This is a genomic window from Mycobacterium sp. NPDC003449, from assembly GCF_053588415.1.
In genome coordinates this window covers 69,071-79,716 of the sequence record NZ_JBSFPX010000006.1, presented here as the reverse complement: position 1 = coordinate 79,716, position 10,646 = coordinate 69,071, and the positions used below count along the sequence as shown (strand labels likewise).

General features: G+C 71.1%; 12 protein-coding genes. 7 read left to right on the top strand and 5 right to left on the bottom strand.

Features of this window, described 5'->3' with window-relative positions; translation table 11 throughout:
- Positions 1-2 precede the first annotated feature (2 nt).
- Positions 3-392, bottom strand: coding sequence for a cobalamin-dependent protein (locus ACWDTP_RS03505; protein WP_450016623.1), 390 nt, complete (start codon positions 390-392; stop codon positions 3-5).
- 245 nt (positions 393-637) lie between these two features.
- Here ACWDTP_RS03505 and ACWDTP_RS03500 point away from each other — a divergent pair, with 245 nt between their 5' ends.
- Genes ACWDTP_RS03500 through ACWDTP_RS03490 form a run of 3 tightly spaced genes read left to right on the top strand, consistent with a single transcriptional unit; the run spans position 638 to position 2,750 of the window.
- Positions 638-1,315 carry an AzlC family ABC transporter permease gene (locus tag ACWDTP_RS03500; protein WP_450016621.1) on the top strand — a complete coding sequence of 226 codons (678 nt, stop codon included), beginning with the start codon at positions 638-640 and terminating at the stop codon, positions 1,313-1,315.
- Complete coding sequence (locus tag ACWDTP_RS03495) at positions 1,312-1,632, top strand: AzlD domain-containing protein (protein WP_450016619.1); 321 nt, start codon at positions 1,312-1,314, stop codon at positions 1,630-1,632. The genes ACWDTP_RS03500 and ACWDTP_RS03495 overlap by 4 nt, the downstream gene beginning before the upstream one ends.
- 17 nt (positions 1,633-1,649) lie before the next feature.
- Positions 1,650-2,750: an enoyl-CoA hydratase/isomerase family protein gene (locus ACWDTP_RS03490; RefSeq protein ID WP_450016617.1), complete on the top strand. Its 1,101-nt coding sequence runs from the start codon at positions 1,650-1,652 to the stop codon at positions 2,748-2,750.
- A 3-nt stretch (positions 2,751-2,753) separates the two neighbouring features.
- Here ACWDTP_RS03490 and cobA read toward each other — a convergent pair whose 3' ends face one another.
- Positions 2,754-3,896 (bottom strand): uroporphyrinogen-III C-methyltransferase, encoded by a 1,143-nt coding sequence (cobA, locus tag ACWDTP_RS03485; protein WP_450016615.1) that lies wholly within the window; start codon positions 3,894-3,896, stop codon positions 2,754-2,756.
- A 113-nt stretch (positions 3,897-4,009) separates the two neighbouring features.
- Here cobA and ACWDTP_RS03480 point away from each other — a divergent pair, with 113 nt between their 5' ends.
- Genes ACWDTP_RS03480 through bluB form a run of 4 tightly spaced genes read left to right on the top strand, consistent with a single transcriptional unit; the run spans position 4,010 to position 7,618 of the window.
- Positions 4,010-4,654: a precorrin-8X methylmutase gene (locus ACWDTP_RS03480; protein WP_450016613.1), complete on the top strand. Its 645-nt coding sequence runs from the start codon at positions 4,010-4,012 to the stop codon at positions 4,652-4,654.
- The gene (locus tag ACWDTP_RS03475) at positions 4,651-6,177 is read left to right on the top strand and encodes a precorrin-2 C(20)-methyltransferase (RefSeq protein WP_450016611.1); all 1,527 of its coding nucleotides are present in this window, start codon (positions 4,651-4,653) and stop codon (positions 6,175-6,177) included. The genes ACWDTP_RS03480 and ACWDTP_RS03475 overlap by 4 nt, the downstream gene beginning before the upstream one ends.
- A complete protein-coding gene (locus ACWDTP_RS03470; RefSeq protein ID WP_450016609.1) occupies positions 6,174-6,947 on the top strand; it encodes a cobalt-precorrin-4/precorrin-4 C(11)-methyltransferase in 774 nt (257 codons plus the stop codon). The genes ACWDTP_RS03475 and ACWDTP_RS03470 overlap by 4 nt, the downstream gene beginning before the upstream one ends.
- A complete protein-coding gene (bluB, locus tag ACWDTP_RS03465) occupies positions 6,944-7,618 on the top strand; it encodes a 5,6-dimethylbenzimidazole synthase (RefSeq protein ID WP_450016608.1) in 675 nt (224 codons plus the stop codon). Before ACWDTP_RS03470 ends, bluB begins: the two co-directional genes overlap by 4 nt.
- Here the strand turns inward: bluB and meaB are convergent.
- From meaB to ACWDTP_RS03450, 3 genes are read right to left on the bottom strand one after another with little or no spacing between them, the layout of a single operon-like run.
- The gene (gene meaB / locus ACWDTP_RS03460; protein WP_450016606.1) at positions 7,599-8,552 is read right to left on the bottom strand and encodes a methylmalonyl Co-A mutase-associated GTPase MeaB; all 954 of its coding nucleotides are present in this window, start codon (positions 8,550-8,552) and stop codon (positions 7,599-7,601) included. The two genes, bluB and meaB, sit on opposite strands and share 20 nt — an antisense overlap.
- Positions 8,549-10,219 (bottom strand): AMP-binding protein, encoded by a 1,671-nt coding sequence (locus ACWDTP_RS03455; RefSeq protein WP_450016604.1) that lies wholly within the window; start codon positions 10,217-10,219, stop codon positions 8,549-8,551. The genes meaB and ACWDTP_RS03455 overlap by 4 nt, the downstream gene beginning before the upstream one ends.
- Positions 10,216-10,629, bottom strand: coding sequence for a cobalamin B12-binding domain-containing protein (locus ACWDTP_RS03450; protein ID WP_450016602.1), 414 nt, complete (start codon positions 10,627-10,629; stop codon positions 10,216-10,218). Before ACWDTP_RS03450 ends, ACWDTP_RS03455 begins: the two co-directional genes overlap by 4 nt.
- Between the last annotated feature and the right edge of the window lie 17 nt (positions 10,630-10,646).

Below are 10,646 nucleotides of genomic sequence, written 5' to 3'. Positions count from 1 at the left end.
CATCAGGAATTCGCCTCCACCGGTGCGGCCGCCTTGATGGTCTCGACGATCGTCTCGGGGGTGGTGTCCTGGCCCAGGACGGCGGCGACGCCCATCTTCTGCAGCTCGAGCTCGTCCTCGTCGGGCATCACGCCGCCGGCCACGATGGCGAAGCGCGGCTTCTCCTCCATCCCGTCCAGGATCTGGAAGATCCTGGTGAAGATCGGCATATGCGCGCCGGACAGCAGGCTGACCCCGAGTACGTCGACGTCCTCCTGGGTGGCGGCCTCGATGACCTGCTCGGGGCTGCGGTGCAGCCCGGTGTAGATGACCTCCATACCCGCATCGCGCAGGGTGCGGGCCACGACCTTGACTCCCCGGTCGTGTCCGTCGAGCCCGATCTTGGCGAGCATCACGCGAATGGGAAGCGTCGACGGCTGATTCATTGACATTGCCTCTTCTGTGGGACGACCAAACTGTGGTCCTACCATAGTTCAAAGCACGTGACCTACGCAACACCCGGCCCCGCCCCGGTTGAACCGCACTTCGCGCGGCCCTTATGGTAGGACCACAGCGCAGGTGAACAGGAGGGGCCGCTATCGCCATCGCCCGATCGAGCGGCACGCCCGCGTCCGGTGGCCAGGGCAAGCGCAGCGCGATGCGCTCGGGCGTCGTCGCGATGCTCCCCGTCCTGATCGGGATCGTGCCGTTCGCCGCGGTCGCGGGCCTGGCCGGTACCCACAACGGACTGAGCGTGCTCGAGACGGCCGGCTTCTCGCTGTTGGCGTTCGCGGGTGCGGCACAGATCGCCGCGGTGGACCTGATCGGCGACAACGCGAGCGTCGGTGTGGTGGTGGCGACGGCGCTGGTGATCAACCTGAGGTTCATCGTGTACTCGGCCACGCTGGCCCCGTTGTTCGCGGGGTCCGGCCTGCGCGACCGGGTGCTGGGCTCCTATCTGCTGGTCGATCACGCGGTACCGCTCACCCTGACCCGCACCGATGCGATGTCCTCGCGGGACCGGGTCAGGTTCTATCTGGGTGCGTGCCTGGCGTTCTGGTTGACCTGGCAGATCTGCTCGGTGGTCGGGTCACTGCTGGGCTCGCTGCCCGAATCGGGTCTGGTGTCGTTCGCCGTCCCGGTCTCGTTCCTGGCGCTGCTCGCCCCACAGCTCACCGAGCGGCCCAAGCTGTGCGCCGCGGCGGTGGCGGCCCTGGTGGCCGTGGCGGGGGCGGGCCTGCCCGCCAACCTCGGCATGATGCTGGGCACCGTCGCGGGTCTGGCGGCCGGCGTCGCGCTGGGCTGGCGCAAGGCGGGCGCGGAGGACCGCGGATGAGTTCCTGGCAGATCTGGTTGGTGATCGCGGTGACCGCGGTCGGGGGGTTCGCGCTGCGCGGCGTCTTCATCCTGCTCCCGATCCTGCCCAGACGGCTTCCCGCGCGGCTGCGGCTGCTGCTGGGACTGGTTCCGGCGGCGGCCTTCTCGGCCCTGGTGGCCCCGTCGCTGGTCGTCTCCGACGGACGCCTGCAGCTGGTGTCGCCGTCCTCGCTGGCCGGGGTGGTCGCGGTGCTGGTGTCGTTGGCGACCAAGAGCCTCGCGCTGAGCATCGTCTGCGGACTGGCCGCGTACGGGTTGCTGGACCTGGTGCTGTGACCATCAGAAAGGACCCCATGACCCCGTCAACCCCGATGTCAACCCCGACGTCATCGCCGACCGAACCGGCGCTTTCGGTCGACGGGCGACTCGGCACGATCCGATTGCGGCGGCCCGCGTCCATCAACGCGATCACGCCCGGCGACATCACGGCCATCACGACGCTGTTGCGGCGTGCCGTCGCCGACCCGGCCGTCGAGACCATCCTGATCAGCGGCGAGGGTGACCGCGGGTTCTGCGCGGGCGGCGATATCAAGCGGGTCAGGGAACGGATCGCGGGGCACGAGCTCGACGTGCTCGCCGACTTCTGGGCCTCGGAGTACCGCCTCGACCATCTGCTCGCCACCTGCCCCAAACCCGTGGTGAGCATCGCGCACGGGCTGACCCTCGGCGGCGGAATGGGTTTGGCCTCGCACGGCTCGCACCGCATCGTCACCGACGATTCCCGGCTCGGCATGCCGGAGGTGCTCATCGGTCTGTCGCCCGATATCGGCGGCCTGTGGCTGTTCGCCAACGCACCGGGCAGCACCGGGGCCTACGCGGCGCTGACGGCCGCCCACCTCAGCGCGGGCGACGCCATCTACATGAACCTAGCCGACCACTACGTACCGCAGCCAGCGATCGGCGAGGTGGTCGAGCGGCTTAAGCACGCGGCACCGTCGGAGGTTCTCGGCGGATTCTCCGACCGCCCGCCATCGTGGGTGGGCGCACACCGGACCGCCATCGACGCGGTGTTCGGGATGGACTCGCTGCGCGATATCCGCAACGTGCTCACGGCGGCGGCGGACCGGACGACGGCCCCGGCCGAACTCGGCGAGGTCGCGCACCGCGCCGCTTCGACGTTCGCCGAGGCCTCACCGACGGCGCTGGCGGTCACCCACGAGGCGCTCAAGCGGGCCGCGGCGATGCCCGATCTGGCCGAATGCCTGCGGCAGGATCTCGTGGTGACGCTGCGCTGTGCGCGCTACCCCGATCTCGCCGAGGGGATCCGGGCCCGCGTCGTCGACAAGGACCGCAACCCGGCCTGGAAACCGCCGACGCTCGACGAGGTCACCGCGTCCCAGGTCGCCGCATTCTTCGAACCGGTCGACCCACCGCTGCAGCTGACCGGATGGTGACGGTCAGGGCGTGACGGCCGCCGAGACCAGCGGCCTGGCGGCACCGGGCCGCGCCGCCCGGTCGAACGCCGCGACGGCCCCGATCACCGTGATGGCCGGCGGCGCGATACCGGATGCACCCACCACGGCGGCGATGTCGGCGACGGTGCCGCGCACCACGCGCTGCTGCGCCAGGGTGCCGTCGGCGATGGTCGCCGCGGGCGTCTCGGGACGCAGCCCATGGGCGATCAGGGTTTTCGTGATCGACGCCAGATTGGTGACCGCCATCAGGAACACCAGCGTCGTGCCCGACCGCGCCAGCGCGGCGTAATCCACCGTGGAGGCGCGGTGTTCGGGCGGCACATGCCCCGACACCACGGTCACGCCCTGGGTCAGGCCGCGATGGGTGACCGGAATCCCGGCGAAGGCCGGCACCGCGAGCGCCGAACTCACGCCGGGGATGACCGACACCTCGACGCCGGCCGCCGCGCACGCCAGCACCTCCTCGCCGCCGCGGCCGAACAGAAAGCTGTCACCGCCCTTGAGCCTGACCACGGTCTTACCCGCGCGGGCCAGGTCGATCAGCAACCGGTTGGTGTCGTCCTGCGAGGTGGCCTTCCCGAACGGGATCTTGCCGACGTCGATCACCTCCACCCCGGGATCCAGATCGGCGAGCACCGACAGCGGCGCCAGCCGATCGGTGACCACCACGTCGGCCGCGCGCAGCGCCCGCATTCCGGCGATCGTGAGCAGGCCGGGATCGCCGGGCCCGCCACCCACTAGGACCACCCGGCCCGAATCGGCCACGCGCGCAGGCGGAGTCGGTTCGTTCAGACACCAGATCCGCCGGTGCTCGCAGGCGGCCGCGATCCGGGCGTCGAGGTCGGCACGGCCGGTCGCGGCGACGGCCAGCCACACATCGGTCAGATCGCCGGGTTCGACGGCGTCGCGCCGGCGCCAGGTCACTACGTCGCGCTCGGCCAGGTCCACGATGCTCGCGACGGCCTCGCCGCTGACCACCGTCACGCGGGCGCCGGACTGCAGCAACGCGGCCACCTGCCGCAGCGCCGGACCACCACCGCCGAACACCACGGCGGCGCGACCGGTCATGTCCAGGACGGGCCGGAACCCGCCGGTTCGGGTGGGGTTGCGCGCGGGGTGGACCATGACCGTCAGCTCGCCCTTCGATGGTTGACCACAGCGTGGTTCTACCATATGTAGGGTGTGGTGATCCGCGCAACACCCGAGAGGACGACATGACCCCAGCCACGGTCCGGCCCATGCGACGGTATCCCTACCTCGACGACGGTCCGGCCATCTACGTCGACTCGTTCGCCACCATCCGCCGGGAGTCCGACCTGTCCCGCATCCCGGCCGTGGCGGAGAAGGTGGCGGTGCGGATGATCCACGGCACCGGGCAGACCGACCTGGTCGACGATCTCGTGATCCACCCCGACCTGGTCCGCGCGGCCCGGTCGGCCCTGCGGGACGGGGCCCCGATCCTGTGCGACGCCACCATGGTGGCCACCGGCGTCACCGCGGGCCGGCTACCCGCGGGCAATGACGTGCACTGCTTTCTGCACGACCCGAGGGTGGCGGGCCTGGCCCGCGAGTGGAACACCACCCGCACCGCGGCGGCCGTATCGCTGTGGGAGCCGCTCCTGCCCGGTGCCGTCGTCGCGATCGGCAACGCGCCGACCGCACTGTTCCACCTGCTGGAGATGATCCTCGACGGTGCCCCGCGGCCCGCGGCGATCGTCGGCTGCCCGGTCGGTTTCATCGGAGCGGCCGAATCCAAGGACGCCCTGACCGCCCTGTCCCGCGATCACGGTGTGGACATTCCGTATGTCACGGTGCTGGGCCGCCGCGGCGGTTCGGCCATGACCTCCTCGGCGCTCAACGCGCTGGCCTCGGAGTCGGAATGAGCGAGCACGGCACCGGGCGGTTCTACGGCGTCGGCCTCGGCCCCGGCGATCCCGAACTGATCACCCTCAAGGCCGCCCGCACGATCGCCGGCGCCGACGTCATCGCCTACCACGCCGGAGTCAACAAACGGTCCTACGCGCGCACCATCGCCGCCGACCTCATCCCGGCCGGCGTCATCGAGGAGGAGCTGCGCTACCCGGTCACCACCGGAACCACCGACCACCCCGGTGGCTACACCGGAGCGCTGGCCGACTTCTACGAGGAGTCCGCGGCCCGGCTCGCCGGCCATCTGTCGGCGGGCCGCTCGGTCGCGCTGCTGGCCGAGGGCGACCCGTTGTTCTACGGCTCCTATATGTACATGCACGACCGGCTGAGCCCGCGCTTTCCGACCGAGGTGATTCCCGGCCTGCCCGCGTTCGCGGCCGCGACCGCGGCCACCGCGGCGCCGCTGGTCCGGCAGACCGACGTGCTCACGGTGCTGCCGGGGACGCTGCCGGAAGCCGAGCTGGCCCGGCGACTGGCCGACACCGACGGCGCGATCATCATGAAGCTGGGCCGCACCTTCCCCGCGGTGCGCCGGGCCCTGGCGTCGGCCGGGCGGCTGCCGCACGCGCTGTACATCGAACGCGCGAGCCACCCGGGGCAGCGCTGGCTCCCGGTCGCCGACGTCGACGCGGCCACCGTTCCGTATCTGTCGCTGATCGTCGTCAACGGGGATTCGCGCAACGGGCCACGCTCCCGCACCGAGGCGGCAGCTGCACCGGCCACCGTGGCGGCACCCTCGTGCGGCGCCGCCGAACTGCTGGTCGTCGGGCTGGGCCCGGGCCCGGATGGCTGGCTGACCCCGGAGGCCAGCGCGGCACTCGCCGAGGCCGACCACGTCGTCGGGTACGGCCCGTACGTGGCCAGGGTCCCGCAGCGGGCGGGGTTGCGGCGGCACGCATCGGGCAACACCGTCGAGGTCGACCGGGCCCGCTTCGCCCTGGAGCTGGCCCGCAAAGGTGACAAGGTCGCGGTGGTATCGGGCGGCGACGCCGGGGTGTTCGGCATGGCGGCGGCGGTGTTCGAGGCGGTCGAGGACGGCGGGTTCGACGACGTCGCGGTGCGGGTGCTGCCCGGCGTCTCCGCGGTGCAGGCCGTCGCCGCGCGGGCGGGCGCGCCGGTCGGCGCGGATTTCGCGGTGCTGAGCCTGTCCGACCGGCTCAAGCCGTGGCCGGCGATCGAAACCCGGCTGCGGGCGGTCGCGGATGCCGATCTGGTGCTGGCGATCTACAACCCCGCGTCGCGGGCCCGCCCCGACCAGATCGCGGTGGCGCGCAAGATCCTGCTCGAGCACAAGAGTGCCGATACCGTGGTGGTGGTGGGACGCGATATCGGACGAACGGAAGAATCGTTGACCGTGACCACCCTCGGAGACCTCGACACCGACACCGTCGATATGAAAACCCTGCTGATCGTGGGCGCATCGACGACCCGGGTGACGCAGGCCGGACGGGTCTGGACCCCGAGGTGGGTCCGATGAGCGCCATCCAGTTCGTCGGGGCCGGCCCCGGCGCGGCGGACCTGCTCACGGTGCGCGCCACCCGGCTGCTCGGCGCGGCCGACACGGTCCTCTACCCCGGCACCTATCTCGATCCCGGAATTCTCGAAAACTGCTCCCCGGCAGCCACATTGATCGACACACAGCACATGGACCTGGACGCCATCACCGAACGGCTGGTCGACGGGCACCGGGCGGGCGAGCAGGTGGTCCGGCTGGTCTCGGGCGATCCGTCGATCTACAGCGCGCTCTCCGAGCAGACCCGCCGCCTCGATGCGGCCGGTGTGGCCTGGTCGGTCACCCCCGGCGTGCCCGCGTACGCCGCCGCGGCGGCCAGGGTCGGCCGCGAACTCACCGTCCCACTGCTGGCCCAGTCGGTGGTGCTGACCCGGACCCGGCAGCGGTCGACCGCGATGCCCGAATCCGAGGCGCTCACGGCGTTCGCGGCGACCCGCGCCACCCTGGTGCTGCACCTGTCCATCACCCGGATCCGCGTGCTGATGGACGAGATCGCCCCGGAGTACGGGCCGCACTGCCCGGTGATCGTGGTGTACCGCGCCTCCCAACCCGGGGAACGGGTGCTGCGCGGCACCGTCTCCGATATCGCCGATCAGGTCGAGGCGGCCGGGCTGCGTCAGGCCGCGGTCATCCTGGTCGGCCACGCGCTGACCGACGATGCGCGCTGCGGCGAGAGCCACCTCTATGACCCGCTGCGCGATCGCTCGGCCGGACCGGTGGAGGGCCTGCGGTGAGCGCCACGGCGGCGGGCCGGATCGGCACCCTCTACGACGTCATCCACCGGCGGCGCGACACCCGCCGCGAGTTCACCGGTGCCCCGATCGAAGGCGATGTGCTGCGCCGGGTGCTCGCGGCCGCGCACGCCGCACCGTCGGTCGGGATGTCGCAGCCGTGGGATTTCGTTCTGGTCCGATCACCCAAGACGCTCAACGCCTTCCGTGACCATGTGGCACACGAACGCGATGTCTTCGCGTCCTCCCTGGACGGTGAACGAGCCGAGACGTTCACCAGGATCAAGATCGAGGGGATCTGCGAATCCGGCCTCGGCGTGGTGGTCGGCTACGACCCCACCCGGGGCGGCGACCGGATTCTCGGCCGCCATGCGATCGACGATGCCGGGCTGTATTCGGTGGTCTGCGCGATCCAGAACCTGTGGCTGGCCGCGACCGCCGAGGACCTCGGCGTGGGCTGGGTGTCGTTCTACCGGGAGGACTTCCTGCGGGAATTGGTCGGCATGCCGGCGCATATGCGCCCGGTCGCCTGGCTGTGTGTGGGCCGGGTGGCCGGACTTCCCGATGTCCCCGATCTCGAGCGCTACGGCTGGCGTGACCGTTCACCGCTGGATTCGGTTGTGCACGAAGAGAAGTACGCCCCTCGCCAGGGTCTCAGCCCGGGTTCAGCGTGAGGTCCGCGACCCAGCGCGCGGCGGCATCGCGCGGGGTCAGCTCGCCGTCGTGCATCCGGCGCCGGATATCGCCCAGGCGTTGCGAACCGGCCATCGCGTCGCGCAGCAGCACCCGCACGAGCCCCTCGATCTCCCGGTCGAGTTCGCCGTCGCGTTGACGTTCGCGACGGCGCAGCCGCTCCCCGGACGTCCGGTCGCGGTCGCCGAGGTCGCGCAGGGTGGCCCACAGCCGGTCGACCCCCTCGCCGGTCAGCGCGGTGGTCGGGCAGACCTCGGGCATATCCGCGTGCCGCGCACCGATGGCCAGGGCCTGCTTGAGATCCCGTACGAACGCGTTTGTTTCGGGACGGTCGGCCATGTTGACCACGTACAGGTCGCCGATCTCCATGATCCCGGCCTTGTTCATCTGCATGGTGTCGCCGAGCCCGGGTACCAGCACCACCGCGACCGTGTCGGCGATGGTCAGCACGTCGAGCTCGACCTGGCCGACGCCGACGGTCTCGACGATGACGATGTCGTAGCCCGCCGCGTCGAGGATCTTCACGGCGTCGCGGGCCGCGCGGGCCAGACCGGTGCTGGCGCCGCGGGTACCCATACTGCGGATGAAGATGCCCGGATCGCGGCTGTGCGAGGACATCCGGACCCGGTCGCCGAGCACGGCGCCCCCGGTCAGGTGACTCGACGGGTCGACCGCGAGGATCGCGACGGTGCGGCCGTCGCCGCGCATCTCGGCGGCCAGCACATCCACCAGGGTGCTCTTGCCGGAACCGGGGCTGCCGGTGACCCCGATGATGTGGGCGCCGTCGCCGCGCCGCACCGGGCCGGCCACGTCCGCGGGTTCGCCGCGCTCCACCCGGCTGATCGCGCGGGCCGTCTCACGTTCCGGCCGCAGACCGGTGATCCGGTCCGGTGCGGTACCCACCTCGCTGCTCATCGCGGTGCTCCGGCCGGGTCGAGCGGCACCAACCGGGCGACCCCGCGCTTCACGGTCCACCCCGCGCGTTCGCGATCCCACTCCGATGCCGACGGCGGCACGCCCCGCAGGTGGCGCTTGAGCACCTTGCCGGTCGGGGTCTTGGGCAGCCCGTCGACGATCTGCAGGTAGCGCGGCACCGAGAAGTAGGGCAGCCGGGTGGCGCAGTGCGAGAGCACCGCGACCGGGTCCGGTGCCTGCGCACCGTCGGCAATCACCAGGAAGGCCTTGATGTCGTCCTCGCCCTCGGCGGCCGGCTTGGCGACGACGGCGGCCTCCTCCACCTCGGGGAGCTCGGTCAGCGCCACCTCGATGTCATAGGTCGTGACGTTCTCGCCCTTGCGCCGGATCCGGTCGTTGAGCCGGTCGGAGAAGTAGAAGTAGCCCGCGCTGTCGCGACGGCCGGCATCGCCGGTGTGGAACCACAGATTCCGCCACGCCTCGACCGTTCGTTCCGGCATCGCGTGGTACTGGATGAAGGTGGTCGACGGGTATTTCGGCCGGACCACGATTTCGCCGACCTCCCCGTCGGGCACCGGTTCGTCGGTGTCCGGGTCGACGACGGCGACCTCGAACCACTCGTCGAGCGCCTTGCCGCAGCTCCCCGGGCGCAGCGGTTCGCCGAGCGGGCGGTAGATCGGCAGGCAGATCTCGGTCATGCCGTACGCCTCAACGCATCTGGTGGCGAACCTGCGCTCGAAGTCCTCGGCGATGACGGCCGGGATCGGGATGGTGATCATCCGCCGCACCCCGTGATCGGCGTCTTGCGGCCCCGCCGGACGGTCGAAGACGTACTGCGCCATGACACCGAGCAGGCTGGTGACGGTCGCGCCGCAGGCACGCAGGTCGGTGAGCCAGCGGCTGGCGCTGAAGGCCTCGGCCAGTACGACCGTGGCACCGGTCATCAGGCAGGGCAGCACCTGCATGAACTGCGCGTTGGCGTGGAACATGGGCAGGCACACGTAGTAGACGTCGGACTCGCCAATGGCCAGCTCGTTGGCCACGTGGGCCGCGAAGGTGTGCATGTGGGCGTGCGGGACGACCACGCCCTTGGCCGGTCCGGTGGTCCCCGACGTGTAGATGATCGCCGCCGGATCCCGGTAGGACACTGCGACAGCGGGGATCTCGGCGTCCGGCGTGTCGAGCGCACCGAGCGCGACCGTGCGCCACGGCAACCCGGGCCCGGTTCCGCGGACCACCACGGTGCTCAGGCAGCTCAGCTCGCCGGCGATCTCGTCGAAGGCGCAGGCGTAGCCGCTGTCGATGACGGCGACCCGGGCCGCCGAGTTGTTCGCGACATGCGTCAGGCTCGCCCCGCGGTTGGCGGTATTGCACGGAACCTCCACGGCCCCGATCAGATTCACCGCGAACCAGCACACGATCAGGTCGATCGTGTTGTCCATCATCAGCAGGACCCGGTCGCCCTTGCCGACGCCGAGCCCGGCCAGGCCGGCCGCCCGGCGTTCGGCGAGCGCCAATACTTCGGCGTAGCTGAGGCTTTCACCCGACACCGTGCGCACGCACGGTTTGTCCAGGTGGGTGGACGCGGCCCGCCGCAACACCTCGGGAAGGGTCCAGCCGAGCCGGTCCGCGGGAGTGAACCGGGTGGGCGCCGAGACCGCGGTCATGCCCGGACCCGGCGCTCGTCGTTCCTTCCGGCGACGCGCTGCTCGATGAACGCCACGATGTCGGCGGTGTCGGTACCCGGGGGAAAGCACCCGTCGATCCCCATCCGCCCGAGTTCGTCGATGTCCTCGGGCAGCAGGCTGCCACCGGCGATCAGCAGGATGTCGCCCGCGCCCGCGCCGTCCAGACGTTCCTTGAGTTCGCGCATGAGCCGGACGTGCTGGGCCGACAGGTTGGAGACGCCGACGACGTCGACGTCCTCCTGGACCGCGGCGCGGGCCACATCGGGGATCGTGGTGCGCAGGCCGGTGTAGATCACCTCCATGCCCGCGTCGCGCAGCGCCCGCGCGACGATCTTGACGCCGACATCGTGACCGTCGATACCCGGCTTGGCCAGCAGAACACGGATCATGGGCGTGCCTTTCGTGA

Excerpts from the sequence above, each read along its gene's own strand:
- meaB (WP_450016606.1), bottom strand. The coding sequence starts at position 8,552 with ATGAGCAGCGAGGTGGGTACCGCACCGGACCGGATCACCGGTCTGCGG.
- ACWDTP_RS03475 (WP_450016611.1), top strand. The coding sequence starts at position 4,651 with ATGAGCGAGCACGGCACCGGGCGGTTCTACGGCGTCGGCCTCGGCCCC.
- ACWDTP_RS03500 (WP_450016621.1), top strand. The coding sequence starts at position 638 with ATGCGCTCGGGCGTCGTCGCGATGCTCCCCGTCCTGATCGGGATCGTG.
- ACWDTP_RS03495 (WP_450016619.1), top strand. The coding sequence starts at position 1,312 with ATGAGTTCCTGGCAGATCTGGTTGGTGATCGCGGTGACCGCGGTCGGG.
- ACWDTP_RS03450 (WP_450016602.1), bottom strand. The coding sequence starts at position 10,629 with ATGATCCGTGTTCTGCTGGCCAAGCCGGGTATCGACGGTCACGATGTC.
- ACWDTP_RS03490 (WP_450016617.1), top strand. The coding sequence starts at position 1,650 with ATGACCCCGTCAACCCCGATGTCAACCCCGACGTCATCGCCGACCGAA.
- ACWDTP_RS03480 (WP_450016613.1), top strand. The coding sequence starts at position 4,010 with ATGCGACGGTATCCCTACCTCGACGACGGTCCGGCCATCTACGTCGAC.
- cobA (WP_450016615.1), bottom strand. The coding sequence starts at position 3,896 with ATGGTCCACCCCGCGCGCAACCCCACCCGAACCGGCGGGTTCCGGCCC.
- ACWDTP_RS03505 (WP_450016623.1), bottom strand. The coding sequence starts at position 392 with ATGCTCGCCAAGATCGGGCTCGACGGACACGACCGGGGAGTCAAGGTC.
- ACWDTP_RS03470 (WP_450016609.1), top strand. The coding sequence starts at position 6,174 with ATGAGCGCCATCCAGTTCGTCGGGGCCGGCCCCGGCGCGGCGGACCTG.
- ACWDTP_RS03455 (WP_450016604.1), bottom strand. The coding sequence starts at position 10,219 with ATGACCGCGGTCTCGGCGCCCACCCGGTTCACTCCCGCGGACCGGCTC.